General features: G+C 70.0%; 27 protein-coding genes. 16 read left to right on the top strand and 11 right to left on the bottom strand.

The genetic code is table 11. The features are described from left to right. Positions 1-2: 2 nt before the first annotated feature. The gene (locus ACT3UN_RS01685; protein ID WP_441579037.1) at positions 3-359 is read right to left on the bottom strand and encodes an ArsR/SmtB family transcription factor; all 357 of its coding nucleotides are present in this window, start codon (positions 357-359) and stop codon (positions 3-5) included. A 105-nt stretch (positions 360-464) separates the two neighbouring features. Between ACT3UN_RS01685 and ACT3UN_RS01680 the strand changes: the two genes are divergently transcribed. Genes ACT3UN_RS01680 through ACT3UN_RS01670 form a run of 3 tightly spaced genes read left to right on the top strand, consistent with a single transcriptional unit; the run spans position 465 to position 2,583 of the window. Further along, positions 465-1,211, top strand: coding sequence for an ABC transporter ATP-binding protein (locus ACT3UN_RS01680; RefSeq protein ID WP_444655946.1), 747 nt, complete (start codon positions 465-467; stop codon positions 1,209-1,211). Then, positions 1,208-1,936 carry an ABC transporter permease gene (locus tag ACT3UN_RS01675; RefSeq protein WP_444655944.1) on the top strand — a complete coding sequence of 243 codons (729 nt, stop codon included), beginning with the start codon at positions 1,208-1,210 and terminating at the stop codon, positions 1,934-1,936. The genes ACT3UN_RS01680 and ACT3UN_RS01675 overlap by 4 nt, the downstream gene beginning before the upstream one ends. After that, the gene (locus ACT3UN_RS01670; RefSeq protein ID WP_444655942.1) at positions 1,933-2,583 is read left to right on the top strand and encodes a TetR/AcrR family transcriptional regulator; all 651 of its coding nucleotides are present in this window, start codon (positions 1,933-1,935) and stop codon (positions 2,581-2,583) included. The genes ACT3UN_RS01675 and ACT3UN_RS01670 overlap by 4 nt, the downstream gene beginning before the upstream one ends. A 58-nt stretch (positions 2,584-2,641) precedes the next feature. Here the strand turns inward: ACT3UN_RS01670 and ACT3UN_RS01665 are convergent, their stop codons facing one another. Further along, positions 2,642-3,577 carry a hypothetical protein gene (locus tag ACT3UN_RS01665; protein ID WP_444655940.1) on the bottom strand — a complete coding sequence of 312 codons (936 nt, stop codon included), beginning with the start codon at positions 3,575-3,577 and terminating at the stop codon, positions 2,642-2,644. Positions 3,578-3,694: 117 nt separating this feature from the next. Here ACT3UN_RS01665 and ACT3UN_RS01660 point away from each other — a divergent pair, with 117 nt between their 5' ends. From ACT3UN_RS01660 to ACT3UN_RS01645, 4 genes are read left to right on the top strand one after another with little or no spacing between them, the layout of a single operon-like run. After that, positions 3,695-4,843, top strand: coding sequence for a FecCD family ABC transporter permease (locus ACT3UN_RS01660; protein WP_444655938.1), 1,149 nt, complete (start codon positions 3,695-3,697; stop codon positions 4,841-4,843). Further along, positions 4,840-5,844 (top strand): ABC transporter substrate-binding protein, encoded by a 1,005-nt coding sequence (locus tag ACT3UN_RS01655; RefSeq protein WP_444655936.1) that lies wholly within the window; start codon positions 4,840-4,842, stop codon positions 5,842-5,844. The genes ACT3UN_RS01660 and ACT3UN_RS01655 overlap by 4 nt, the downstream gene beginning before the upstream one ends. After that, on the top strand, positions 5,841-6,653 hold the full coding sequence (locus ACT3UN_RS01650) for an ABC transporter ATP-binding protein (protein WP_444655934.1): 813 nt from the start codon (positions 5,841-5,843) through the stop codon (positions 6,651-6,653). Before ACT3UN_RS01655 ends, ACT3UN_RS01650 begins: the two co-directional genes overlap by 4 nt. After that, positions 6,650-7,399, top strand: coding sequence for a class I SAM-dependent methyltransferase (locus ACT3UN_RS01645; protein ID WP_444655932.1), 750 nt, complete (start codon positions 6,650-6,652; stop codon positions 7,397-7,399). Before ACT3UN_RS01650 ends, ACT3UN_RS01645 begins: the two co-directional genes overlap by 4 nt. A gap of 13 nt (positions 7,400-7,412) precedes the next feature. Here the strand turns inward: ACT3UN_RS01645 and ACT3UN_RS01640 are convergent, their stop codons facing one another. Continuing rightward, positions 7,413-8,762 carry a DUF3100 domain-containing protein gene (locus tag ACT3UN_RS01640; protein WP_444655930.1) on the bottom strand — a complete coding sequence of 450 codons (1,350 nt, stop codon included), beginning with the start codon at positions 8,760-8,762 and terminating at the stop codon, positions 7,413-7,415. 183 nt (positions 8,763-8,945) lie between these two features. Continuing rightward, the gene (locus ACT3UN_RS01635) at positions 8,946-9,959 is read right to left on the bottom strand and encodes an AsnC family transcriptional regulator (RefSeq protein ID WP_444655928.1); all 1,014 of its coding nucleotides are present in this window, start codon (positions 9,957-9,959) and stop codon (positions 8,946-8,948) included. 96 nt (positions 9,960-10,055) lie between these two features. Between ACT3UN_RS01635 and ACT3UN_RS01630 the strand changes: the two genes are divergently transcribed. Further along, the gene (locus ACT3UN_RS01630; protein WP_441579026.1) at positions 10,056-11,255 is read left to right on the top strand and encodes an amidohydrolase; all 1,200 of its coding nucleotides are present in this window, start codon (positions 10,056-10,058) and stop codon (positions 11,253-11,255) included. Between the two features lie 2 nt (positions 11,256-11,257). Next, complete coding sequence (locus ACT3UN_RS01625) at positions 11,258-12,655, top strand: L-serine ammonia-lyase (protein WP_444655926.1); 1,398 nt, start codon at positions 11,258-11,260, stop codon at positions 12,653-12,655. Here the strand turns inward: ACT3UN_RS01625 and ACT3UN_RS01620 are convergent. After that, positions 12,636-14,162 (bottom strand): PepSY-associated TM helix domain-containing protein, encoded by a 1,527-nt coding sequence (locus tag ACT3UN_RS01620; protein WP_444655924.1) that lies wholly within the window; start codon positions 14,160-14,162, stop codon positions 12,636-12,638. The genes ACT3UN_RS01625 and ACT3UN_RS01620 overlap by 20 nt on opposite strands. Before the next feature lie 184 nt (positions 14,163-14,346). Here ACT3UN_RS01620 and ACT3UN_RS01615 point away from each other — a divergent pair, with 184 nt between their 5' ends. From ACT3UN_RS01615 to ACT3UN_RS01605, 3 genes are all read left to right on the top strand, one after another. Beyond that, entirely contained in the window at positions 14,347-14,949 is a 603-nt protein-coding gene (locus ACT3UN_RS01615; protein WP_444655922.1) for a copper chaperone PCu(A)C, read from the top strand. Next, complete coding sequence (locus ACT3UN_RS01610) at positions 14,936-16,171, top strand: Dyp-type peroxidase (protein WP_444655920.1); 1,236 nt, start codon at positions 14,936-14,938, stop codon at positions 16,169-16,171. The genes ACT3UN_RS01615 and ACT3UN_RS01610 overlap by 14 nt, the downstream gene beginning before the upstream one ends. 127 nt (positions 16,172-16,298) lie before the next feature. Further along, positions 16,299-16,805: a hypothetical protein gene (locus tag ACT3UN_RS01605; RefSeq protein ID WP_444655918.1), complete on the top strand. Its 507-nt coding sequence runs from the start codon at positions 16,299-16,301 to the stop codon at positions 16,803-16,805. A gap of 21 nt (positions 16,806-16,826) precedes the next feature. On the opposite strand, the gene ACT3UN_RS01600 is transcribed toward ACT3UN_RS01605, so the two are convergent. Together ACT3UN_RS01600 and ACT3UN_RS01595 are read right to left on the bottom strand one after the other, a co-directional pair. Further along, complete coding sequence (locus ACT3UN_RS01600) at positions 16,827-17,048, bottom strand: hypothetical protein (protein ID WP_441588478.1); 222 nt, start codon at positions 17,046-17,048, stop codon at positions 16,827-16,829. Further along, positions 17,048-17,500 carry a hypothetical protein gene (locus ACT3UN_RS01595; RefSeq protein ID WP_444655916.1) on the bottom strand — a complete coding sequence of 151 codons (453 nt, stop codon included), beginning with the start codon at positions 17,498-17,500 and terminating at the stop codon, positions 17,048-17,050. Before ACT3UN_RS01595 ends, ACT3UN_RS01600 begins: the two co-directional genes overlap by 1 nt. A 162-nt stretch (positions 17,501-17,662) precedes the next feature. Here ACT3UN_RS01595 and ACT3UN_RS01590 point away from each other — a divergent pair, with 162 nt between their 5' ends. Next, positions 17,663-19,084 (top strand): YibE/F family protein, encoded by a 1,422-nt coding sequence (locus tag ACT3UN_RS01590; protein WP_444655914.1) that lies wholly within the window; start codon positions 17,663-17,665, stop codon positions 19,082-19,084. 66 nt (positions 19,085-19,150) lie between these two features. Next, positions 19,151-20,710, top strand: coding sequence for an FAD-dependent oxidoreductase (locus ACT3UN_RS01585; protein WP_444655912.1), 1,560 nt, complete (start codon positions 19,151-19,153; stop codon positions 20,708-20,710). 183 nt (positions 20,711-20,893) lie between these two features. On the opposite strand, the gene aztD is transcribed toward ACT3UN_RS01585, so the two are convergent. The 4 genes from aztD to aztB all read right to left on the bottom strand — a co-directional run bounded on the left by aztD (position 20,894) and on the right by aztB (position 25,300). After that, positions 20,894-22,180, bottom strand: coding sequence for a zinc metallochaperone AztD (gene aztD / locus ACT3UN_RS01580; RefSeq protein ID WP_444656243.1), 1,287 nt, complete (start codon positions 22,178-22,180; stop codon positions 20,894-20,896). A 76-nt stretch (positions 22,181-22,256) separates the two neighbouring features. Further along, the gene (gene aztC / locus ACT3UN_RS01575; RefSeq protein ID WP_441588434.1) at positions 22,257-23,171 is read right to left on the bottom strand and encodes a zinc ABC transporter substrate-binding protein AztC; all 915 of its coding nucleotides are present in this window, start codon (positions 23,169-23,171) and stop codon (positions 22,257-22,259) included. Continuing rightward, entirely contained in the window at positions 23,171-24,439 is a 1,269-nt protein-coding gene (locus ACT3UN_RS01570) for a hypothetical protein (RefSeq protein WP_444655910.1), read from the bottom strand. Before ACT3UN_RS01570 ends, aztC begins: the two co-directional genes overlap by 1 nt. Positions 24,440-24,448: 9 nt before the next feature. After that, positions 24,449-25,300: a zinc ABC transporter permease AztB gene (aztB, locus tag ACT3UN_RS01565; protein WP_444655908.1), complete on the bottom strand. Its 852-nt coding sequence runs from the start codon at positions 25,298-25,300 to the stop codon at positions 24,449-24,451. A gap of 29 nt (positions 25,301-25,329) precedes the next feature. Here aztB and aztA point away from each other — a divergent pair, with 29 nt between their 5' ends. Together aztA and ACT3UN_RS01555 are read left to right on the top strand one after the other, a co-directional pair. Further along, positions 25,330-25,965 carry a zinc ABC transporter ATP-binding protein AztA gene (gene aztA / locus ACT3UN_RS01560; RefSeq protein WP_441588431.1) on the top strand — a complete coding sequence of 212 codons (636 nt, stop codon included), beginning with the start codon at positions 25,330-25,332 and terminating at the stop codon, positions 25,963-25,965. Positions 25,966-26,137: 172 nt separating this feature from the next. Continuing rightward, on the top strand, positions 26,138-26,500 hold the full coding sequence (locus ACT3UN_RS01555) for a hypothetical protein (protein WP_444655906.1): 363 nt from the start codon (positions 26,138-26,140) through the stop codon (positions 26,498-26,500). The last annotated feature ends 57 nt before the right edge of the window (positions 26,501-26,557 follow it).

Below are 26,557 nucleotides of genomic sequence, written 5' to 3'. Positions count from 1 at the left end.
GCTCAGTCTTCCTCGTGCGTGTGGTGCGCGTGCGTGCCGCCGAGGTGGTGCAGCAGGCGGTGGACGCGCTCGTCGGTGAGCGCGTAGCGCATCATCCTTCCGTCCCGCGTGGCCGTCACGATGCCGGCCGTGGTGAGCAGCCGCAACGCCGCCGAGGCCGTGGCGGTTCGCACCCCGGCGCGCTCAGCGAGCTCCGACATGCTCAACGTGCCGGGCCCCTCGTAGTGCAGGACGGTGAGCAGCCGCAGCCGGGTGGGGTCGCCGAGCAGGCGGAAGGTCTCCGCCCAGTCGTCGGAGAGTTCGCGCATGCGGGCAACACCGGTGTCGCCTGTGTCCCTGCTCTCCTGTGCCCCGCTCATGACTCCGTACTGTAGCGAAACCCGGCGGAGTACACGCAGGGAAGACACCGAGAAGACACAGCAAGAACCGTTGCCCCGGATGAATGAGTGCCATATATTAAACACATGGTGAATAAACCAGCCGTCACCGTCACCGACCTCCACGTGACCCGCGGGAAGCACCGCGTCCTCACCGGCCTCGAGCTCACACTCCCGGCCGGCACCATCACGGGCATCCTCGGCCCCAGCGGCTGCGGGAAGACCACCCTGATCGGGGCCATCGCCGGTATCCAGATCATCCAATCGGGTTCAGTCACCGTGCTCGGGGAGCCGGCGGGCAACGCCACGAACCGCGCACGCGTGGCGTACGTGACCCAGGCCAGCTCCGTCTACCCGGACCTCACCGTGGCCCAGAACCTCCGCTACTTCGCCCGGCTCAGCGGGGTCGGGCAGGACGCCGTCGACGCGGCGGTCGCCAGCGTGGGACTGACCGGCCGGGAGGGCGACCTGACCGGCAGCCTCTCCGGCGGCCAACGCACGCGCGTCTCCCTCGCGGCCGCCCTGCTCGGCGATGCCGAGCTGTACCTGCTCGACGAACCCACCGTGGGTCTGGACCCCGTCCTGCGCCGCGACCTCTGGGCGCTGTTCACCGACCTCGCCCACCGGGGAAGAACGCTGCTGGTGTCCAGCCACGTCATGGACGAGGCCGCCCGGTGCGACCGCGTGCTGCTGTTGCGCGAAGGACAGCTGATCGCCGACGCCACGCCGGACGAACTGCGCCGACGCACCGGGCAGGACGACCTCGAGCAGGCCTTCCTCGCACTCGCCGAAGGCACCGAAGGCACAAGAGACACAGGAAGGACCGCACCATGACACGCACCCTCGCCACCGCGCGACGCGTGGCCGCGCAGCTGCTGCACGACCCACGCACGCTGGCCCTCGTCCTCGTCCTGCCGTCGGTGTTGTTGTGCCTGTTCAGGTACGTCTTCGACGACAGCCCGGCGACCTTCCAGCAGGTGGGTCCGCAGATGCTCGGACTGTTCCACTTCATCCTCATGTTCCTGCTGACCTCTGTGACCATGGTCCGCGAGCGCACCTCCGGCACGCTGGAACGCCTGCTGACCACCCGCCTGCGTCGCGGGGAGTTCATCGCCGGCTACGCCCTCGCCTTCGGTGCGGCCGGGCTGGTGCAGGCCACGGTGACCTCCGCCGTGGGCATCCTGTTCCTCGGGCTGGAGGTCGACTCCCCGTGGGTGCTGGTCGTGTTCGCCGTCGCCAACGCCCTGCTGGGCACCTCACTGGGACTGCTGGCGTCCGCCTTCGCCCGGACGGAGTTCCAGGCCGTCCAGTTCATGCCGTTGGTGGTGATCCCGCAGCTGCTGTTGTGCGGGTTGCTCGCCCCGCGCGACAGCATGGCCGTGGTGCTGACCCGCATCTCCGACGTCCTGCCGTTGAGCTACGCCGCCGACTCCTTCACCCGCCTGACCCACGTGTCCGGCTGGAACGCCGACTTCACCGTGGACCTCGCCGTGGTGCTCGGTTTCACCGTGGTCTCGGTGGCGCTCGCCGCCCTCACGCTGCGGCGTCGCACCGCATGAGCGGCGAAGGACGTCAGGAGGGACGCCCCGAGGTACGCCGCGGTCGCGGCCGTCCCCGTGGTGGCGGTGCCGCGCGGACGCGGCAGACACGCCGCAACATCGTCGACGCCGCCCGGCGGCAGTTCGCCGCGCACGGTTTCCGTGGCGCGTCCGTCCGGTCCATCGCGCGTGACGCCGGGGTCAACCCGAGCCTGATCAACCACCACTTCGGGGACAAGGCCCGGCTCCTCGTGGCCACGATGGCCCTGCCGTTCGACCCGGTGGACCGGATCGAGACAGCGTTGGACGGGCCGCTGGAGGACCTCGGTGCGCGGCTGGTGCGCACATTATGTGAGTCCTGGGACCCGCACCGCGACGTATTCACCGCTGCGGTGCGCAGCGCGCTCGGCGGCGCTGCCGGCACTGCCGCTACCACCTCTCCCCCGCTGCTGAACTTCGCCGAGGACGTGGTGACGGGGCGGATCGCCGCACGACTGGATGGTCCGGACGCGGCCCTGAGGGCATCGTCGGTTGCGAGTCAGCTCATCGGCCTCGGCCTGATGCGCTACGTCGTCCGGGCCGCACCACTGGCGGAGGCGGACGTCGATGCCGTCGTCGCCGTCCACGCCCCGGCGTTACAGGCGACCATCAGCCCCCTAAGTGGGTGATTTTATGACTCTTTATGAGTTGGCGAGTCATGAAGAGTCATAAAGAGCGCCGGGCGCCTCACTGGCAGAGTTCCGCCCAGAGCTCCGGTTGTTCCTCCCTGCCGTAGAGACCACCACAGACCCCCTCAGCCTGTGCAGACCGCCTGTGCTCCGGGGTGTCGCACTCCGGTGTCGAACGCCAGATCCCGTCGCTGTACAGCCCCATGATCGTCAGACCGTTCTCGCACTCGACGAGAGTCGGCTCCGCGACGACCGGCACCTCGGCGGCCACCGGCTCATCCACCGTGGCCGCGTCCGCGGCAGGCTGCGCCACCGACGACTGCCGGTACTCGGTGACGTCGTAGGCCACGTCACCGAGGTTCGAGATGTCCGTCGAGGAGGAGAAGGCGAACTGGGGCGTCATGCAGTTCGTCGCGAGGATCCAACCGTCGGAGAGAGTCTCACTCGCGCTGACGGTGTTGGCGGCGTTGAGCAGTTGGGCGTCGAGCAGGATGTCCTCGTTCACCGAGCGGAAGGTCACCAGGTACATCGCCAATCCACAGCCGTTCATCGTCGCCGGGAAACGTCCGTGGTCCTCGTCGGGCAGCGGTGTCGGATCGCCGTTCTCGAAGACTCGGAGCGTCCCCGACCACGACCGGTACGTCGTGTAGTCGCCCCAGGCCTCGACCGCCTCCGGGACCGGCGCAGGGTTGACGCTCTCGACACCCGCCGACTCGAGGAGCGCCACCGAGTCCACCTCCGGTTCAGCAGGCGGCTCGGTACGCTCGTCCACCTCCTCCACCTCATCGACACGGACCGTGCCCGCGTCGGCGCCCGCCCCTGCGGACGTGTCGTCCCCACCTCCGCCCTGCCGGACGAACCACACCCCCAGACCCGCCACCGCCAGCACCACGATCGCGCCGAGAAGCGCGATGATCGCCCTCGCCTGCCTCCGGGAGATCCCCGACGCACCGTGGGCTCCCCGCCCGTCACCACTGAATGGATTTTCGCTCACAGAACAAACATACCCCACGGGGTATCTGACCCACCGTGTTTCCCGCAGGTAAAACCTTCATTCAAATAGTCCCTTGAATGTGCGAATGAGGCTTCCCGGCCGGTAGCGTGATCCCCCGTGACCACCACAGAATCCCCCGGGAGCGATGCCACCGGACGCGCCGGACGCGCCGCACACGCCGGCACCGACGTCCTCGGCCACGCCGCCGCACGTCGGCGCGCGCTCTCCTGGACCGCGGCACTCACCCTCGCCCTGCTGGTCACGCTCGTCTTCAGCGTCTGCTTCGGCTCGGTGTCCGTCTCCCCGGCCGACTCCGCACGCATCCTCGCCCACCACCTGCTCGGCACCGGGCTGGAGGTGCAGGGTGGCACGGATCTCGCCCGGCACGACGCCGTCATCTGGACGATCCGCGCCCCGCGCGCCGTCCTCGGGGCCGCCGTCGGTGCCGGCCTCGCCGTCGCCGGGGTCGTCCTGCAGGCCACCGTGCGCAACATCCTCGCCGACCCCTACGTCCTCGGCGTGAACTCCGGCGCCTCCGTCGGCGCCGCGACCGCCATCCTCACCGGCGTCGGGACGGGGATGGGCGCCGGCCTCGGCGACTACGTCCTGCAGACCAGCGCCTTCCTCGGCGCCGTCGTCGCGTCCTTCGTCGTCTTCGGCGTCGCCCGCTCCGGCGGGCGCATCACCCCGACCCGCCTGATCATGGCCGGCGTCGCCATCGGCTACGCCCTGTCCGCACTGACCAGTTTCCTGATCTTCGCCTCCGACTCCGCCGAGTCCTCGCGCTCGGTGATGTTCTGGCTGCTCGGCTCCCTCGGCCTGGCGTCCTGGTCCGGCCCTCTGGCCGCCGTGGTGGTGGTCGTGCTGGTGGTCACCGCACTGCTGCTCGTCCTCGGCCCCCGCCTCGACGCCCTCACCGCCGGCGACGACACCGCCCTCACCCTCGGCGTGAACCCCGAGCGCATGCGCATCCTGCTGCTCGTGCTGTCGTGCCTGCTGGTGGGGACCGTGGTGGCGATGGCCGGATCCATCGGCTTCGTCGGCCTGGTCGTCCCGCACCTCGCCCGACGCCTCGTCGGCGATGCCCACCGCGCCGTGATCCCGGTCTGCGCACTGCTCGGCGCGGTCCTGCTGTGCTGGGCCGACATCGGCTCGCGCACCCTGCTCGCCCCGCAGGAGATCCCCGTCGGCATCATCACCGCCCTCGTCGGCGGCCCCTTCCTGCTCATCCTCGTCCGCCGCATGCACCACGGAGTCGCCCCATGAAACGTCCCGCAACCACTGCGCCCACCGTGACCACCACGCTGGTCCTGGCGTCCTCCCTGCTGCTCGCGTCCTGCGGCAGCGGCGTCAACGGCAGCACCGACGCCGCCGGGGACGCCGCAATCTCCGTGGAGAACTGCGGCGACACCGTCACCCTCGACGGCCCGCCGGAGAACGTCACCCTGCTCAAACCCGCCGCCGTGACCACCCTCGCCGACCTCGGCGTGCTCGACCGGGTCGCCAACCGCGCCGGCCAGTACCCCGAGGAGTACTTCGACGACGCCACCAACCGGGCGCTGGCCGACATCCCCTCGATCACCGACAAGACCGACGAGTCCGGCCACCTGCAGATCTCCCGCGAGGTGGTCGTCGCCGCCGCCCCCGACCTCGTGCTCGGGGAGACCGACACCGTCAACCGGCAGACCCTGGCCAGCTCCGACATCCCGCTGATCGAGGAACCCGCCTTCTGCGACGCCATCGACGGGCCCGTGACCTGGGACGACGTCTGGGACCAAGTCGGGCTCTACGGCACCGTCTTCGACCGGCAGGACGCCGCGGCGTCCACCGTCGACGACCTGCGCGCCCGCCTCGCCGCCGTCGAGGAGGAGGCCGCCTCCCACGCCGCGGCAGGACGCAGCGTCGCCGTGCTGTACCCCACCGTCGGCGGCGGCGTGACCTACGCCTACGGCGCCGGGTCCATGGCCGCCCCGATCGTCGCCTCCACCGGGGCGTCCAACGTCTACGGTGACCAGGCCGACCGCGTCTTCGAGGTCACCGCCGAGGACATCGTGGAACGCAACCCGGACGTGATCCTCGCGCTGCACTCCGACGGTGGGGAGGATCAGGTGCTCGACGCCGTCAACCAGATCCCCGGCATCGACCGCACCACGGCCGGGCGCTCCCAGAACATCCTGCCGATGCTGCTCAACTACGCCGAACCGCCCACCCCGCTGGCCGTGGACGGCCTGGAGAAACTCACCACCTACCTGCAGGAGAACCCGTGATCACCGCCGAGAACGTGCACGTCGACTTCGGCGCCACCCGCGCACTCGCCGGCGTGGACCTCACCGTGCCCGACGAGGGCACAGTGGGCCTGGTCGGGCCCAACGGCTCCGGCAAGACCACCCTGCTGCGCGCGCTCTACGGCTCGGTGACGCCGAGCAGCGGGCGTGTCCTGCTCGACGGCGCCGACCTACGCGGCGGCCGGCACGGCAGCCGACAGACGGACGCCGCGCGCGCGGTCGCCGTCGTCGCCCAGGAGCGTGACGCGACGTCCTCCGGCATGCCGATGAGCGTCGCCGACCTGGTCACCCTCGGCCGCCTGCCGCACCAGGGACGCCTGCCGCGCACCAGCGACCACGACCGTGCCGTGGTCACCGGCGCCCTCGACGCCGTCGGCATGACCGACCTCGCCCGGCGCGACCTCGCCGAACTCTCCGGCGGCGAACGCCAACGCGCCCTCATCGCCCGCGCGCTGGCCCAGCAGACCCGCCACATCCTGCTCGACGAACCCACCAACCACCTCGACGTGCGCTACCAGCACGAGATCCTCGAACTCGTCGCCGGACTGCCCGGCTGCGCGGTCGTTCTGCACGACCTCAACCTCGCCGCGCGCTACTGCACCCACATCGTGGTCCTGGACCGTGGCGTCGTCGTCGCCGAGGGGACTCCGGACGAGGTGCTCGTGCCCGCCGTCCTGGAACCCGTCTACGGCCGGCGCGTGACACGGGTGGACATCGACGGCGAGATCACCCTGATCTTCCCCCGCAGCACCGACCGTGCCACCGACCGCGGACTGGTGGGTCGGCCGTGAGCATCTCCACCCTGCAGTCCCACCTGGACTCGTACTGGTCTGGCCGCGCCGCCGACTACCACGACCACCAGGTCAGTGGGCCGCGCGCGCCGCTGGACCGGCAACTGTGGTCGACGGTGTTCGGGTCACGCCTGGGAGACGCTCAGGATGGTGGTGCGCTCGGCGTGCTGGACGTGCTGGACGTCGGCACCGGCTCCGGGTACCTCGCCAACCTGCTGGCGTCCGACGGGCACCGGGTGACCGGGGTGGACAGCTCGGCGGGGATGATCGCGGTGGCCGCGGCGTCCGGCGGTGGTGCGCGGTTCGAGGTCGGCGACGCCCACGACCCACAGGTTGGAGGAGTTGCCGGCGTTGCGCGCCTTGATGCCGTGGTCAGCCGCTACGTGCTGTGGACGCTGCCTGACCCGGTCACCGCAGCCCGGGCGTGGCGGCGGATGCTGCGCCCCGGCGGGGTCGTCGTCGCCGTGGACGCCACCTGGTTCCCCCACGGTGTCGACCCGTCGATGAAGGTCCCCTCCGCGGACGGGGAGGACGCCTTCACCCGCACCTACTCCCCCACCACCCTGGACGCGTTGCCGCTGGCCACCGCCGCCGACACCGCCGAGATCGGTGCGGTCTTCCGCGAGGCCGGCTTTACCTCCGTGGAGGTCGACCCGCTGCCCGAGGTTGCCGAGCTCGACCGGCGTTTCGGGGTCGCGCCCGGACACGAGTCACGCCCGCACGTGGTGGTCACGGCGCGGGGCTGACGGGGGTCCTTCCCTACCCGATGAAGCGCAGGACGCCCTCGGCGATCATCGTCGAGGCCAGGTAGGTCGAGACGATCACGACGATGCCCACCGGGATGATCTTCCAGCCGATCTGGCGCAGCAGCGGGATGTCCTTGCCGATGCTCAGGCCCGCGACCGCCAGCATCATGGTGATCACCGACAGGAAGTCCACGCTGGAGGACACCTCCAGCAACCACGGTGCCACCGGGGAGGCCGGCACGGTCAGCAACGTGCCCACCGTGATCACCACGATGATCGCCGACAGCTTGCCGCGCGTCAGCTTCGCCACCCCGATACCCGCGGCGGTCAACAGGCTGATCGCCACGAAGGTCAGGACCATGTCCCAGGAGAAACTCCCCGAGGACACCACCGACACCACCACACCGGCGACGCTGATGATCAGCAGCGACACCCACAACGGCAGCTTGACCAGCGGGGCGTCGGTCACCGCGGTGGACAGCACCTCGGAGGACTTCAGGGCCTTCGACGACGGCGCCGATGTCGCGCCGGTCTCCCCGTCACCCTGGCGCCGCGTGAGGAAGCGGTAGAAACGGTCCGCCAGCGGCAGGGCCACCCACATCCCCAGGTACACCCCGGCGATCGAGGCGATGAGGTTCGCCGTGGTGCTCAACGCCAGGATCTGGTCGGCGAACTCCGGGTGCGCCGCGGTCACCGAGGCCGACCCGGCGGCCATCATCGAGCCCGACCCCACGCCCGCGCCCATCGCCAGCGCCCGCCAGTCGAAGATGCCCAGCGAGGACGCCAACGAGGCGATCATGCTGATGATCACCGCACCGAACACCGAGCCGAAGATGTACATCGACAGCACGCCGCGGTACTGCTGCGAGTTCGTTCCGAAACGTTCCGTGACCATGGCGAAGGCGCCCTCACGGTCGATGGAGAACGTGGCCCCGACCGTCGCCGAACCCATGCGCAGCATCACCGCCAGCGGCAGGGCCAGGCAGATCGGGCCGATGATGTTGCCCACCTCCTGCAGCAGCAGCGCCGGGCCGGCGTCCAGCAGGAAGGGGATGTTCGGGCCCAGGGTGAAGGACAACCGGGCGACGAGGACGAGTACCGCCACACCCATGATCACGTTCGCCACGTGCTGCAGGTCGACCGGCAGCGGGCGCACACGTTGCACCGACACCACCACCCCCATCGCCAGCGCCCAGATCATCGGCAGCAGTGTCAGCGCGGCGATGACCACGATCAGCCCGCCGACCAGCCACAGGCCGCGGTCTCGCAGCCCCGGGGCGATGATGCGCGGCGGCGCCGCGGCGTCCTGCGTGGTGTCCTGCGTCGTCGTGCCTACCGGTGGTGTCGGTGGTGTCTCGCTCATGGCTTCGGTCTCTTCTCGTGGTGAGTTCCTGCGGTGTGAGGGCCGTGGTCGTCATCCTTGCGGCCGCCCGTCCCCGACGCGCGGGGATGGCGCGAAAGTACTCGACCATGCCCCCGCATGCGTCCGTCATGCAGGATATGACCACCAATCTGGGGCCATATGCAGGATCAGGCGGAAAACTCCTCACGGGACGGGGACGGTACGCCCTGTCGCGTCACCGTCGGCGTCGAGCACGTGGCCGAGATGCTTCAGCGAACGCAGCACCACCGACCGGTCCACGATGCGCACCCCGGGCAGCCGCTCCTCCAGCACCGCCTCCAGCCGGTTGACGTCCAGCAGGGACCGCAGCCACGCCGCCATGATCACGTTGTACTCACCTGTCGCGGTGACCACCAGACGTACCTCGTCGATCCGGCTGAGCAGCGGGCCGACCTTCGCCAGCTTGTCCGCGGAGACCTGCAGGAAGTACCACACCGACACCGGCCACGGCGTCCGGGCCCTGGCCACGTCGACCCGGATGATGTAGCGGTCGGTCGAGGTCAGCGCGGCGACGGCCTCGCGGGCCTTGCGCGCGGTGATGCCCGCCGCCGCGGCGATGTCGGCGGTGGACGCCCGGCCGTCCACCGCCAGGGCGTCCAGCACGCCGGCGCGTTCGGCGGAACTCAGCCGCGGCATCGTCGGCGAGCTCGCCGGACGCACCCGCCGGTGGATCTCGGCGACCTCGTCCTTCGACAGTGCCCGCAGCCGCCACTCGCGCGCATCGGTGACGATCTGCGACACCAGGTGGGTGCGCACCCGCCGCACCCCGTCGAGGCGGCGCACCCGGTCCAGCGTCCAGTCCGCCAGGCCCGTGGTGCCCTGGGTCTGCAGGGTGACCATGATGTCGCGCGCGCCGGCGGTGAAGTCGATGGTGAACGCACTGCGCTCGGCGACCAGCGCGTCGGCGACGTCGACGGTGCGTTCCGGACGGCACTCGATCTCGATCAGGGCGATGACCGCGTCCGCGTCGCCGCCGTAGCCGGTCACGTACACCACCCCGTCGGCGCGCAGCTGTGCCCACCGCCGAGCCAGGGTCACCGGGTCCGCGCCCACCACCGGCGCCAACGCCGCCCACGGTGCGCGCGGGGCGACCTGGAGCGCGTGAACAATGCGCTCGTCGAGGGTGCTGAGACCCATTTCCTGCGTGTTGTCGTCCATTTTCGTCACTTCCCTGCCCCGTACCGCCAGAATTGATCGTGTTCACTACCTTAGCCCCGTAACACCGCCCCACCGCCGTACCGCCCAGGAGCACCCATGAACGAGAACGTCACCGCACGCATCGACGCCCACCGCGACCGTCTGCTGGAGATCAGCCACACGCTGCACGCCAACCCGGAGCTCGCCTTCGCCGAGCACGACTCCGCCGCCCTCGTCGCCGCCGAACTGCGCGACGCCGGCTTCGACGTTTCCGTCGGCGTCTACGGTCTCGACACCGCCATCGAGGCCACCTACGGTTCCGGCGAGTTCGTCGTCGCCGTCTGCGCCGAGTACGACGCCCTGCCGTCCATCGGCCACGCCTGCGGCCACAACATCATCGCCACCGCCGGACTCGGCGCGGCCCTGGGCCTGGCGGAGATCGCCGACGAGGCCGGCATCCGGGTCAAACTCCTCGGCACGCCCGCCGAGGAGCACGGCGGCGGAAAGGTGCTCATGCTGCGCGAGGGCGCCTGGGAGGACGCCACGATCTCGCTGATGGTCCACGGCGGGCAGGACGCCGGCGACGGTGCCGACGCCCGCTGCAGCGACTTCACCAGCCAGGCCGTCGACCGCTTCAAGGTCACCTACACCGGCACACCCGCCCACGCCGCGGCCGCCCCTCAGAAGGGCGTCAACGCCCTCGACGCCGCGACGATCGCCCTGACCAGCATCGGACTGCTGCGCCAGCAGCTCGCCGACTCCGTGCGCGTGGCCGGCGTGCTCACCGAGGGCGGCCACGTCACCAACATCATCCCGGACCACACCGAGGTCGACGCCGAGGTCCGCGCCTTCGACATGGACGTCCTGGAGGACGCCAAGCGCCGGGTGATGAACTGCTTCGAGGCCGGCGCCCTGGCCTCCGGCTGCTCGTGGGAGTGCGAGCCGACCGAGCCGCGCTACGCCAGCCTGGTGCAGGAGCCGCTGCTCGCCGACGCCTGGAACACCGCCCTGGTCGACCTGGGACGCACCGTCGCCGCGCACCCCGGCAACGTCGGCGGGTCCACCGACATGGGCAACGTCTCCCAGGTCGTCCCCTCGATCCACCCGATGATCTCCCTGCTCGGCCACGAGGCCCCGCCGCACACCGTCGGTTTCGCCGCCGCCGCGGCCACCCCGGCCGGCGACGAGGCCGCGATCGTGGCGGCCAAGGGCCTCGCCCTGGCCGCCGCCACCGTGGCCACCACCCCCGAAACCAGGGCTGACCTGCTGGCACGCCAGGCGGCGCGGCCCGTGGGGGCCACCACGGTAGAGTCCTGACGATGTCAGCTACGTCGGTCACCGCGGGTACATCGATCGAGTCGGTGTACGTCTCCGCACTCGACCTGTTCTCCATCGGCATCGGCCCGTCGTCGTCCCACACCGTGGGGCCGATGCGCGCCGGTGCGGACTTCGCACGTCGCGCCGCCGCCCTGCCGGGCCTCACGCGGGTACGCGTGCAGCTCTACGGCTCGCTGTCGGCGACCGGACACGGCCACGGGACGCCGGACGCCGCGGTCGCCGGGCTCGCCGGCGCGCAGCCGGAGACGTGCGACCCCGACGCCGTCCGCGGCGCCTGGGGCAGGCTGAACGACGACTCCCACCTGCTGGTCGACGGCACCGTGGACGTGCCCTTCACCCGTGACGACGTGGTCCTCAACCCGCCGTCCTCGGGCCTGCGCCACCCCAACACCATGGTGCTGCAGGCGTGGACGGACGGGGAGGCACCTGCCGAACCAGCACTGGAGGAGACCTACCTCTCCGTCGGCGGCGGGTTCATCGAGCGCGTCGGCGAGCAGGGTTCCGGGGAGACGGGCGACAACGGCACCCCCACCGGCCCGGGCTTCCGCACCGCCGCCGAACTCCTCGCCCTGTGCACCGACGGGCGCAGCGTCGCCGACGTCGCCTGGGCCGCCGAGTGCGCCCGCCGCGACCCCGACGAGGTCACCGCCGGACTCGACGCCATCTGGGCGGCGATGCGCACCTGCGTGGACGCCGGCCTGCACACCGACGGCGTCCTGCCCGGACGCCTGCACGTCCCCCGACGCGCCGCGGCCATGCGCCGCCGACTGGAGGACGACCCGGCATCCGCCGTCGACGCCTGGCTGCACGTCTACGCCCTGGCCGTCAACGAGGAGAACGCCGGCGGCGGACGCGTGGTCACCGCCCCCACCAACGGTGCGGCGGGCATCATCCCCGCCGTCCTGCACTACATGTGGCGAACTACTCCGGACGCCACCCTGCGCGACGTGCGCACCTTCCTGCTCACCGCCGCCGCCGTGGGCTCGCTGATCAAGGCCAACGCCTCGATCTCCGGGGCCGAAGGCGGCTGCCAGGCCGAGGTCGGCTCCGCCTGCGCGATGGCCGCCGCCGGTTTCTGCGCCGTACGCGGCGGCACCGCCGCCCAGGTGGAGAACGCCGCCGAGATCGCCGTGGAACACCACCTCGGCCTGACCTGCGACCCCATCGGCGGGCTGGTGCAGATCCCCTGCATCGAACGCAACGCCGTCGCCGCGTCCACCGCCGTCACCGCCGCCCGCCTGGCGCTGGCCGGCGACGGCTCCCACATCGTCTCCCTCGACGCGGTCATCCAGACCATGCGCGAGACCGGTGCGGACATGAACGACAAGTACAAGGAGACCAGCCGCGGCGGCCTGGCCGTCAACGTGGTGGAGTGCTGAGGACACGCGCCTCGCGCGCCTCGCGCGCCGCACCCACCCTGTCCCAGATCACGCTGCCCGCCACGAACGCCAGGCACGTCACCCCGAACAACGGGGCGACGAACCCGTAGGCCACCAGCGCGACGACGAGCACCACGGTCCCGGCGGTGGGGCGCTCCCAGTCTGCCCGACGCGGCGGCCCGGCGAGGCGTCCGGCGGGCCTGCGCCGCCACCACATCGCGTAGCCCCAGCACACCATCGCGATGATCGCCGCCGCCAACGCGCCGAGCACCAGCTGGTTCGGCAGGCCGAACAGCGTGCCCATGTGCAGCTGGATCAGCCAGCCCGTCGCCATGGCCGCCACCGGCCAGTCGGCGAAGTCCAGACGCTCGGTGACCTCACCGGTGGCCCAGTCGATCGCCACGGCGTCGTTGGTCAGCCGGTAGGCCACCCGATCCTCCGTCGCCGTCCACGCCTGCCCCTCCGCGCTCGGCGGGGTGATCGTCACCGGCGTGCGCAGCTCCTCCACCGCCGTCTCCGCGACGCGGTCGACCGAGCCCTGGTTCAGGCCGCTGACCCGCACCGGGGAGGACGCCCCGGCCGCCCCGCCGTGCCCGGCGTGGCCGGCATGGCCACCGGACGCGGCGGCGGCGCCGGCGCCGGCGGCGTCCGGTGCGTCCTGAATCCCCGGCAGCGACGCCGAGACCGACGGCGTGCCCCAGCTCAACTTCTCCCGCACATCCCCGATCGTGCTGCCCGCCACCGACGACCAGGTCAGCCCCGTCACCGTGAGGAACACCATGCCCACGGCCACGAGCGTGCCCGTCGCCCCGTGCAGGCGCATCGTGCGCGTACGGCCGCGACCGCCCGTGCGCAGCATCGCCCGCAGCCTGGCGGTGGACGCTCGGCCCGACTTCTGGCCCGACTTCTGGCCCGACTTCTGGCGCCGCCACCACATCACCACACCGCCGACGGCCAGCACGCCCAGCCAGCTCGCCGCGGTCTCCGAGTACAACCGGCCCGGCTCGCCCAGCCACGCCGTGCGGTGGCCCTCGGCGATCCACTGGCGCAACGGCAACGACCCGGCACTGCCGTACTGGGTGGTGTCGCCGGTGACCTCGCCGGTCCACGGGTCCAGGAACACCGCCTGCACCGTGGACTCCGGCAGCTCCGGGTCGGTGAACAGGACGCGGGTCGTCTCGTCGTCGTCGCCGAGGCGCACCCCGGCCAGCGCCAGGTCCGGGTGCCCGGCCTGCGCGGTGTCCACCAGGTCGCTGACCGGCAGACGTTGCCCCGCTCCCGCACCCTCCGGCGCCTCGGACGTGAGCATCGAGTGGTTCATCACCTGCTCCACCGTGGGGGCGAACGCGTAGAGCAGACCCGTCACCGAGGCGATGAGGATCAGCGGGGCGCACAGCACCCCGGCGAAGAAGTGCAGGCGCTTGAGCAGCCCGTTCACCTGGCGGTCGTCGGTGCGCGCCGTGGCGCGGCCGGGCGGTCGGAGAGAGTCGGGAAGAGTTGAGGTCACGGTGCAGTTGTCGGATCCACGGTCCGTCCGGTTCCGGACCCTCCCGCCGTGGGGGTGTCACCGGGCACACCGCAGCACCCCCGGACGTGATCCCGGCGACGGTCCGGAACTCTTCTGACGACAGAACCGACTAGTAGTGTGACCCGCAACAGCGACTCCCTCCACACCTTCCAGGAGTGTTCCCATGACCGTCACCATGACGCGACGCCTCGCCGCCGCCTCCCTCGCCGGCGTCCTCGCCCTCGGCCTCACCGCCTGCGGCAACGACGACGACAGCGGCGACAGCAGTGCAGGCAGCTCCAGCAGTGCAGCGTCGGCGACCACGGACCAGTCAGCCGAGCAGTCGACGGACGCGCTCACCCTCACCGACGGCTACGTCGGCGCGAAGGACACCGAGACCTCCATGACCGCCGTCTTCGGCGAGCTGACCAACACCACCGACGAGGACATCCACCTCACCCGCGTCACCGGTGACCTGGAGGGCGTCTACCAGTTCCACGAGACCGTCGACGGCATCATGCAGGAGACCGAGGACGGCGTCACCGTGCCCGCCAACGGCAGCATCACGATGGAACCCGGCAGCAACCACATCATGATCATGGAGAACAACGACGAGATCGCCGCCGGCGACGCCCTCACCCTGACCCTCACCGCCGAGGACGGGACCACCTACGAGATCGCCGACATCCCCGTGCGCGTGCAGCAGTCCGCCCACGAGGACTACGGCACCGGCGACACCGACGACACCGACGATGCGGCTGAGCACGACGAGCATGCCGGGCACTAGTCCCCACCGCGTCACCCGCCGCGGCTTCCTCGGAAGCCTCGGCACCCTCGGCGTGCTCGGCGCGTCCGCCGCCGTCACCACGTCCTGCACGCAGGACGCCGGCGGGACGCAGGACGCCGCAGCGTCCGGCGCGGCCGGGCCGTCCTCCGTGCCCTTCGACGGTGCGCACCAGGCCGGCGTGGCGACCGCGCCGCAGGCGCACAACACCACCGTCGCGTTCACCCTGCGCGACGGTGCCGACCGCACCACCGTGCAACGCCTGCTGCGCATCTGGACCGGTGACGCCCGACGCCTCTGCTCCGGCGACCCCGTACTCGCCGACCTGGAACCCGAGCTCGCCAGCGACCCCGGGAACCTCACCGTGACCTGCGGCTTCGGCCGCGGACTCTACGAGGCCGCCGGGATCGCCGACAAGGCGCCGTCCTGGCTGAAACCCCTGCCCCACTTCACCGGCGACGCCCTCGACGCCACCTGGGGCGGACGCGACGTGGTCCTGCAGATCTGCGGCGACGACCGCACCACCGTCTCCCACGCGCTGCGCGTCCTCGTGCGCGGCGGCGCCGACCACGCCCGGCCGTCCTGGAGCCAGACCGGCTTCCTCGACATCCCCGTGCACGACGGCGACCCCGGCACCCCGCGCAACCTCTTCGGCTTCAAGGACGGCACCGTCAACCCGCGCTCCGACGCCGAGTTCGACGCCCAGGTGTGGAACGACGACGGCGGGACCTGCATGATCGTGCGCCGCGTGGCCTTCGACATGCCCGAGTGGGAGTCCGTGGACCGCGGCACCCGCGAGGTCGCCATGGGACGCACCATCGTGGAGGGCGCCCCGCTGAGCGGCGGCGGCGAGTTCAGCGACGTCGACGTGAACAAACTCGGCCACGACGGCCTGCCCCTGATCGACACCCACTCCCACGTGGCGATGGCCACCTCGCGCAACGGCGACGCCGAACGCATGCTGCGCCGCGCCTACAACTACGACCTGCCCGTCACCGCCGGGCCCGCCGGCCTGCAGGACGCCGCGTTGATCGACCTCTCCGACACCGGGCTGATCTTCACCTGCTTCCAACGCGACCCGGACACCGCGTTCATACCGGTGCAGCGCCGCCTCGCCGACGGCGACCGGCTGAACGAGTGGATCACCCACGTCGGCTCCGCCGTGTTCCACGTGCCCGGCGGGACGACCGAGGACGAGTACTGGGGTGAGTCGCTGCTGGGGTGAGTGGGGTTGGGTTCATTCCGACCGACCCCGCGTCGCGTACAGGATCCGGGCGTTCCGTGGCACGGGAGGCCCTGATCCGGCACGCGACGCGGGCTGAGGACTTAGGTTGAACATGTACGATTCACATATGCGCCACAGACTCCGTGCCGGACGCACCACACTCGCCGGCCTCGCCCTGCTCGCCCTCCCGCTCGCCGGATGCTCCACCGACGACGACGCCCCGCCGACCGTGACGTCCTCCCTGACCAGCACGACCAGCACGAGTGCGACGAGCACGACCTCCGCCGCCCAGCCGAACCCGACGACCGGCGGGGTCGTGGACGAACCGGCACCCCAGCCCGCGACGGATCCTGAGCCCGCCCCGCAACCGGCCCCCGCCCCCGTCCCGGAGGTGCCACAGGTGCCCCAGACCCCTGAGATCACCGGCCCTCAGCTCGGTGACCAGTGCATCGGCGCGGACATCGGGCGCACGGCCGTCGCCGCCGACGGCACCGCGATCATGTGCGACAACTACATGTGGCAGCTCAACCAGGGGCAGACCCCGAGCCACCCGTGGGTCGACGGGCAGATCGCCTGGTCGGAGTGCCTGGAGACCAACACCGCCGAGCAGTGCCGGGAGCTGCTCAACGACTGACGCCGTTCAGCCCGGCGTCACTCACATCAGGAAGACGAAGCAGAAGACCGTGGCGATGATCATCGCCGCCATGAACAGCAACGTCACCACGTCGGCGGTGGAGGAACCGGGGATCTCCTGGCGCTCGTACTCCTCCCACTCGTCGTCAGCGTCGTCGATGTCGTCAACGTTCTCGACGTTGTCGACCCCCTCGACGTACTCCCCCTCCAGATTCTCCGCGTCAAAAGACTGCGACTGCGACATCACGACACCAACCCAATTGCCTCGTAGACGACCGTGCCGATGAGGATCACGAACATGACCGCCATGAACCACGTGTAGACCCATTTACCCTTGTGGTCGGTCTTCCAGAACCGACGCATGCTCACCGTCCCGTTCACCATGGCCAGCACGCACAGGGTGATGCTGAGCGGTGTGGCGACCATGCCCGCCGCGCTGATGACGGGCACGAGGATCGGCACCAGCAGGTAGGTGATCGTGCAGCGCACCGCGGAGAACACGATGGCCCAGCGGAACGCGCGGTGCGCGCCGGCCAGGGCCTCCATGTCGATCCGGTCGATCTCCTTGACGCGCAGCAGCCGGAGCATGAACCGGTCCGCGGCGGACACGGACCTCTCCCGCGCGGGCGCGGCAGGAGTGCCGGCGTCACCGGCACCGTCGGCCGCCGCGGCCGGGACATGGCTGATTGTGGACATGTCTCCCAGATTAGCTTCTCCGGTGGGCAGGGTCATATCTGCGAGGTGCGGGCACGGGCCTCCCACCCGCCGATGCCGCGGACTGCGGTGGCCCGCCCCGCTCCCGGCTATCCTCAGGTGCGGAACACCCCACCATCCCCGCGACAGAAAGCAGCCGACACCTTGGGACGCCACCACGCCCCCGCCCCCGCGAGGAAGAACAGGAACGCGCAGGACGCACCGGACGCCCCAGCGTCCGACGCCTCTGCGGCGCCGCACGGCGCGCACGGTCACAGCCACGTGCACAGCCACGGACCGTCCGACGACCGTCCGCTGCGCGAGCGTATGCACCCGCGCAACCTCGACCCGCGCGCCGTCGTGTGGACGCTTCCGCGCTCGATCCTTTTCATCGTCCTGGTGGCCGGTTTCGTCGCCACCGCCGTGGCCGTGGTGGTGCAGTGGCCGCAGGGTGAGCCCGAGACCGGCGACAACTTCCACCAGACCTCGGGCCTGGCGCAGGAGGTGTCGACCGGCACCGTCGCCCTGGAGACCACCGGGGCGTGCAACTCACCGTCGATCGGGCGGTCCTTCGACACCTCCCCACCGTCGGCGCACCCCAGCGCCAACGGTGCGGACGCCACCACATGCGACCAGGTCATCGTGGACATCACGTCCGGACCCGAGGAGGGACGCCGCACCCTGCTCGCCGTCACCGACTCCGAGGGGTCCGCCGACCTGCCCGTGGGCCAGGACATCCTGATGACCACCGGAACCACCGAGGACGGCTCGCACACCTACGGTTTCCAGGACTACGAGCGCACCACCCCGGTGTGGATCTGGCTGCTGCTCACCGTGGTGGCGATCGTGGTGGTCGGTGCGTGGCGCGGCTTCCGCTCGATCCTGGGGCTCGGGGTCACGCTCGGGATCTTCGGGGTCTTCCTGCTGCCCGCCCTCGCGCGCGGCGGTGACCCGGTGCTGCTGGCGGTCACGGCGTGTTCGGCGGTGCTGTACCTGGCGTTGTTCCTGGTGCACGGGATGAGCTGGAAGACGGCGTCCTCCCTCGGCGGCACGTTGGCGGCGATGCTGGTGGGCACCGCGCTGGCGTGGTTGGCGATCGACACCAACCAGCTGCGCGGGCTGGCCGACGAGAACAACATGCAGATCATGCTGTACCTGCCCGGCCTGTCGATCAGCGGGCTGCTGCTCGCCGGGTTCATCATCGGCACCCTGGGTGTGCTCAACGACGTGACCGTGGCACAGGCCTCCACCATCGCCGAGCTGAGGCAGCTGGACCCGACCGCTTCGAACCTGCGCCTCTTCGGCACGGCGATGCGGGTCGGACGCGACCACCTGGCCTCCACGGTGTACACGCTGGTGCTGTCCTACGCCGGTGCCGCACTGCCGCTGCTGGTGCTGCTCAGCGTGTCCGGACGCGACCTCGGCCACATCCTGACCTCCGACATCATGGCCACCGAGCTGATGCGCTCGGTCACCGGTTCCTTGGCGCTGGTCGCCGCGGTACCGCTGACCACCGCGATCGCGGCGGTGACGACGTCGTCGGTGTGGCGCCAGAAACAGCCCCGGAAACAGACCCAGTCGCACTGATTCCCGCGTGTGCCGTTCCGGCAACCCGTGTTGCCGCCGCGCCCGCGGCGCAGCAAGATCGTGGTCATGAGAGCACACGACATCATCATCATCGGCGGTGGCGCGGCCGGTCTCAGCGCCGCCGAGCTGCTGGGACGCGCCCGCCGCGACGTCCTCGTCATCGACTCCGGCGCCCCGCGCAACCGCTTCGCCACGAACATGCACGGCGTCCTCGGCCACGACGGCCTGCCCCCGCTCGACCTGCTGGAGAAGGGACGCACGGAGCTGGCGTCCTACGGCGTCTCACTGACCACCAACGACATCGCGTCGGTCACCGAGGTCGTCCGCGGCCTGAAGGTGACCTGCACCGACGGCACCGTGGAGTACGCCCGCGCCGTCCTCGTGGCCACCGGCATCGACGACGTCCTCCCGGAGATCCCGGGCCTCGCCGGGCACTGGGGCGACAGCGTCTTCCAGTGCCCCTACTGCCACGGGTGGGAGCACCGCGACCAGCGCATCGGTGTCCTGGCGTCCTCCCCCATGCTCTTCGGGTACGCCCAGCTCCTGCGGAACTGGACCGCGGAACTCACCGTCTTCGTCACTGCGCAGGACGTCGCGGACGCCCTCGACGACGCCACGCGCCAGCGCCTCGAGGCGCGCGGCGCCACCATCGTCACCTCACCGGTCGCCGAGGTGCTCTCCACCGACGGTGCGCTCACCGGCGTGCGCACGCAGGACGGCGCCGTCCACGCGATCGACGCGATCGGGCTGCACCCGGAGGCGCGGCCGCGGGACACCTTCCTCGCCCCGCTCGACCTGCAGCGCACCGAGCTGCCCGGCATGGGCTCCTTCCTCGCCACCGACGAGTTCGGACGCACCAGCCACCCGCGCGTGTGGGCCGCGGGCAACGTGATCGACCCGCGCCTGAACGTGCCCGCCTCCACCGGGCAGGCCTCGATGACCGCCGGCATGCTCAACACCACGCTGGTCACCGAGGACACCGACAACGCCGTGCACGCGCTCACGATGCCGACCTCGCACGACGCCTGGCCGGACGTCGCCGACGACGACTTCTGGGAGGAGACCTACGCCCAGGCCCCGCCGCGCTGGTCCGGACGCCCGAACGCTGCCCTGGTCCGGGTGCTCACCGAGGAGCTCGGGGACACGCGTGGCCGGGCCGTGGACATCGGCTGCGGCGAGGGCGCGGACACGATCTGGCTCGCGCGGCAGGGCTGGGACGCCCTGGGCGTGGAGGTGTCGTCCACCGCGGCCCAGCGCTCGCGGGACGCTGCTGTCGCCGCCGGTGTCGACGGTGTGCGCTTCACCGACACCGGCGTGCTGGGGATCCCCGAGGGGGAATGCTTCGACCTGGTCACCGCCAGTTACCTGCACGCCCCCTCGCAGGATCGGCGCTCCTCCCTGCTGCTCAACGCCGGTGAACTGGTCTCCCCCGGCGGCCACCTGTTCATCCTGTCGCACGTGATGCCCGACGCCGCGCCCGAGGAGTCCGGTGCCGTCGACGCCCTGGGCTTCGACCTCGACGCCTGGGAACTCGTCCGCGACGAGACGGTGGATCGCGCGGTCATCGGTTTCGACGGCGAGATCGGCGGCCACCCGGACCGTGTCGTGCTGCTGCGCCGGAGGTAGGTGCTGCACTGCCCACCTTGAGCCCTCAGGTCGTTTTCCGGCCCCGTCAGCGACCTGAGGGCTCAAGGTGCCACGCTGACCCCCATCCTCCCCGTCACTCCGCCCGAAACCGGGGAGATTATTGGTTCCAGCCTCCCGTGGCAGGTCAATGCGACGGCGACGCCGGCTGCTGAGCCGGGCGTCCTAGCCGGTCACACCGGTCAGCTCGTTCGGGGTCCGAGGCAGCTCAGCGGAGGTCAGGATCTCGCCGGTGGACAGGTCGACCACATGCAGCTCGTTGGTGGACGGTTCAGAGACATAGGCCCGGTCCCCCTGCACGAACAGGGTGGGACGTGCCTCCTGCCACTCCACCGGCTCCTCCCACTCGTCGATAACATCCCACGCATCGGTTTCCTGACCGCTCTCCGGGTCGATGACGTGCAGTTTTCCGTCCGTGCCCAGTACCAGAGCCTCACCCTCCGGCCCGCGGGTCAGCGAGCGGAAGCTGTAGGACGTCCCCAGCTCAACGAGCTGCGCGGTGTTGTCCTCGGTGTTCGTCAGCTTGATCCTGGTCGGACGCTCGAGTTCCGCGTCCTCGTCCACCTTGTAGTCACCGAGCACTACGGGAGATTGCTCGGAGCCCGCTTGGTTACCTGTCCGCCCGTAGTTGTCCTCTGCGTCGATCTTGGTGAACCCGCCGTCCTTGTAGACCAGCACACCGTCCTCGCAGCCGAAGGAGACCGCCTCGCCTGCTGCGGTCGCCTCACCGTGCACGCCTTCGCAGTCGTTGCTGGAGGCGATCTCTTCACCGTCGGAGCTGAGCGCGACAACGGTGTCCCGGTGTTCCTCCGTCCCCTCGGTGTGCAGCAGGGTCCCGTCCGAGAGCTCGACGGCGACACCGTGGTGGGGGTCGTCCGTCTCCTGCACTGTCGGCTCCGGAACATCGTCGCCGTCACCACCGGAGATGTCCAGGAAGTCCTCGGCCTTGAACAGCTGGATCTTACCGTCGCCGTCGCCGAACAGGGCGACGTTGCCGTCATGACTGACCACGTGACCAGGGGTGTCGGTACCGAAGACGGTGTCGGTGAGGACGGGATCACCGGCGTAGCTGTGGGTGTGGTCGCCGTGCGGCTCGGTCCAGACGCCAACGTCGATGAGCTGGAAACCGTCACCGGTGGACAACAGAACGTGACGACCATCACCGAGCGGGTTCAACCGGTTGAAGCCGTCGATCTTCTCGTCCGAGATCACCTCCAGGGTGTTGGCGTCCAGCGTGAGGTAGCCACCGTCATAGGTGGTGAGGATGCGTGGCTCCGCTGCATCGACCTCCTGTACTTCGGCAGCAGGTTCATCGCCGTGGTCGTGCCCGCCGTGTGACGTCTCCTCGGTCGAGGCGCTCTCGCTACTGCCGCCGTCGTCGGAGGAACAGGCGGCCAGGGCCAGGACGGCGGAGAGGCTCGCCGCCACCGCAGCGGTGGCGCTGCGGCGGATGCGGCGTGGGTTGTGAATCAGGAATGTTGAGGACATGAATGGGTCTCCTTCTTGAGGGGCAGATGAAAGTCAGGTGTCAGCTGAGCGCATCACTGATGCGCTCGGCGTTGGTGCGTTGCATGTCGATGTAGTTCCCTGCCCCGCCGTCGGGCTCGGTGAGCGACTCGGTGAACAGGGGGACGACGTCGACGGTGATTCCGGCCTCGTCGGCGAGGACGTCGGCGAGGCGCTGGGGCTGGGAGGAATCGGCGAAGATCGCCGGGACACGGTTGTCACGGATGGTGGTGCTCAGGTCCCGCAGGTCCGCCGCCGACGGTGCTGCCAGGGTCGTACCCCCGGGTATGACCGTGCCGATCACGTCGTAGCCGAAGCGGTCGGCGAGATAGCCGAACACGTGGTGGTTGGTCACCAGTTTCCGGCGGTCCTGCGGCACAGAACCCAGGAGTTCTGACACTTCGGTGTCGAGGTCGTCCAACTCCGCACGGTAGGCCTCGGCGGAGGACCGGATCTCTTCGCCGACGTCACTGTCGACCGCGCCCGCCAGGTGGTCCGCGATGATGCCTGCGGCAGTGACCATGCGGCCAGGATCCGTCCAGAAGTGCGGGTCGAGGTCACCCTCGTCCCCGCCCGAGGCGTACGGAAGCGGATCGATCTCGTCACCGACCTCGAGGACGTCGACCCCCTCGTCACGGGCGTTGTCGAGATTCGACCCAAGACCTTCTTCGAGCCCCAGCCCGTTGGCGACGATGAGATCGGCCTGCTGCATGTCCCCGGCCTCACGGGCGGAGATGCCGAAGGAGTGCGGGTCGGCGTTCGGCTTCATCAGTACCCGGACATCCGCGGCATCGCCGACGAGCCGGGAGACGACGTCACCGAGGATGTTCGTGGTGACCACGATGCTCGGACGGTCGGCGTCACTGCCACAGGCCACGAGGACGGATGCGAGCGCTCCGGAGACCAGTGCTGCGGTGAGAATCCGGAGACGGTTCATCACTTGTCTCCTGTCACGGCGATTGCCGCCGGGTGTCCACCGACGTCGACGCTGCGGGCTTCGCGCAGGTTGTCGCGCACATCGAGCTCGGAGACCGTGCCAGCTGCCGGATCGGAGACATATCCGCGTTCCCGGGTGAGGGCGACCGACGGAACCGTGTCGCCACCGCCGTCCACCAGCTGTCGCTGCGCGGTGACCTCGCCGGAGCCGGCGTCGACCACATATCCCGTGCCGTCCTCGTCAACGGCGAAGACGGTCGAGTCGTCCGGTGCGACCGCGGCGGAGACCACCGGGGCGTCGGTATCGGCGGTCCGCCACTCGCCCGATTCCGGGTCGAGGACTCCAAGCCCACCGTCCTCGAACGGTGCGGCCACGAGGTCCCGGCCCGCCACCAGGGACCACGCACGCCCGTCCGCGTCCTGCGGATACGGGGTGACGGTGGCGTTGAGATCGTCGTCCACCGTGAGGACACCGTCCCCGCAGGCGAAAGCCACGTGGTCACGGAGTCCAACCACCCCGTGGATCTCAGGGCAGGTGAGATCCCCGGTGAGTTCGTCCGACACCTCCTCACCACTGGCGTCGTACAGGGAGATCTCTCCGGGGAGTTCCTCGTCGTCGACCCCGGGGACCGTGGTCAGGACGTGGTCCTCGAAAGGAACTGCGACACCATGGTGGGCACCGACCTCGAAAGAGACGTCCTCGGCCAGTTCTCCGTCACCGAGTCCCTGCCGCGGGAAGACCTTCACCGCGCCGTCGCCGTCGAAGAACATCGCGACCTGCGAACTGTTGGAGACGACATGGCCGGGAGTGTCGCCGTCCACCGTGCCAACCTCGGACGGTTCGGCCCGGTAGTAGTGGCTGTGGTCGCCGTGGTCGACGGTCCACACGCCGGTGTCCGTGACGGTGACACCTGCATCGTCCGCAGTGAACAGGAACCGACCGTCAGATTCCTTGAGCACGGCGGTCTCAACCCCTTCGGACTCTCCCTGCGCCTCCACGGGGTCTCCCGTCAGCAGGTCGACCAGGGTGATTCCACCGCCGTCGGCGTCGACGACGGACAGTCTCAGCTGCGGTTCTGTGGCTTCATCAGCTCCTTCGACATACCCGTGGGGCGTCTCTGCCGCACCGGAGGCAGTGGCCGATTCCGTCCCCGAGTCCTCCGTCCCACAGGCGGACAGTCCCACGACCAGGGTCGGGACGGCGAGAACGGCGGCGAGCCGACCGAACGGGACAGGTGGTCGAGCGCGTGTTCTGCGCTGTAGTGTCATCATTCTCCTCTACTGATAATGATTATCATTTGCAGTACGGGAGCTGACTCTACACAGAACCGTCTTTGCCGCCAACACGACCAGGAAGCTCACACCGCCGAGCAGGGTCACTGTCGCCCCGGCAGCGGTCTCCGCATACCAGCTGACCAGCAGGCCGACGTAGACCTGCACCACTCCGATCGCGGCCGCCACCGCCATGACCCGCCCGATCCCCCGGACCAGCAGCAACGCCGTCGCCGGCGGACCGATCAACAGACCGAAGACCAGCAGTGTGCCGACCACCTGGAACGACGCCACCGTCGCCAGCGCGACGAGAACCAGCATCCCCACGTGAGTCGACCCGGGACGCATACCGAGGGTGTGTGCCTTGCGCTCGTCGAACGTCAACGCGGTGAACGGTCGGTGCAGTACAACGCAGGCCAGCCCACCGACCATGGCAGCCACTGCGATGACCACGACGTCGCCACGCGTGACACCGAGAACGTCACCGAAAAGGAAGGCGGTGAGGTCCACCGCAAAGGAACCCGAGTGCGATACGACCACCACACCCAGCGACAGCATCGTGATGAACTGCAGGCCGATACTCACGTCCTGCGACAACCGCGACGTACGACTGACCGTCACGACACCCAGGGACATCACCAACGCACTGACGGCCGCCCCGAGCATGAGGTTTCCGCCGACGAGCGCCGCGACCGCCACCCCGGGCAGCATGCCGTGACTCATCGCGTCCCCGAAGAACGCGAGCCCCCGGAGGACGACCCATGTGCCGATACACGCACAGAGCACGGCGGCGAACCCGCCGGCCAACAAAGCCCGGAAGACGAACGAGACCTCGAAAGGAGCAATGAGAAGTTCCATTTGATAATGATTACCATTATCATCAAGGAATGCGTGAACCACTCCACCTCGACAGCATCTCCCACCGATACGCCAGGGTCCCCACTCTCCGGGACATCACCCTCACGGTCGATCCGGGTACCGTCACCGCCCTCGTCGGCGGCAACGGTTCCGGGAAGTCCACCCTGCTCGGCATCCTCGCCGGCACCCTGCGTCCCACGTCAGGTACCGTCACCGGGGTCCCGGAGAACACGGCTCTGGTCCCCCAGCACAGCGCCGTTCCCGACCTGTTCCCCGTCACCGTCCGCAGGACCGTGTCCATGGGACGTTGGCGGCACCGTGGACTGCTCCGTCCCCTCACCCGGCACGACAGGGCCGTCATCGACACCTCCATGGCACGCATGGGGATCACTGACCTGGCCGACCGCACCCTCGGTGACCTGTCCGGCGGACAGCGCCAGCGCACCTTCATCGCCCAGGGACTGGTACAGCGGGCCCCGCTGCTGCTCCTCGACGAACCACTGTCTTCGGTGGACACCACCACGGTCGCAATGATTGACAGGGCCGTCCACGAGGAGAGCCGGGCCGGCACCATGGTCGTCATCGCAACCCACCACCGCCACCAGGCGGACGGTGCGGACCGGGTCATCGTCCTCGACCACGGGAGGGTGGCGGAACCGGCATAGCCCCCATGCCCCGCCGCACCCTCGCACCTTGAGCCCTCGGGTTGTTTTCCGGCCCCCTTCAGCGACCTGAGGGCTCAAGGTGCCGCGGAGCTACAGGGCCATGAGGTTGCAGGAGGGTCCGGACCATGATGTGGTGTCCGGGAACTCTTCCCTCTCCAAGGAGTTACCGACCATGACCTTCGGCCCCGGCAGGAATCTCTACCCGGAACTCGCGTCCTTCGCCGCGGGAGTCGCACTTGCGATCGTGGCCCACCTCTTGTCCCTCGGATGGTTGTTCATCCTCGGGATCGTCCTCGCCCTGCGCTCTCCCCTGGCTGCGTTCGTCACGCTCACGCTGTCCCGCGCCAGCACGAAGGTGCAGGTCATCCTATTCTCGGCCGGGATCATCGTCGGGGCGGTGGGGGTCTTCTCCGCCAACGCCACCGCGGACTCCCCGGAGGTCTTCTCCTGGGCCTTACTCATGTACCTGGGCGGCGCGTTCGCACTGCCGACGGCGATGACGCTTCTCCACAGGGGTGCCCGGGCCCGGCGATAGATTCTCCCTCCCCCACCTTGAGCCCTCAGGTCATTTTCCAGCCCCGTCAGCGACCTG

It is taken from the genome of Corynebacterium sp. AOP12-C2-36 (genome assembly GCF_052379185.1).
Taxonomy (GTDB): Bacteria; Actinomycetota; Actinomycetes; order Mycobacteriales; family Mycobacteriaceae; genus Corynebacterium.
The sequence above is the reverse complement of the archived record's forward strand: the minus strand, read 5'-3'. Positions and strand labels throughout refer to the sequence as shown.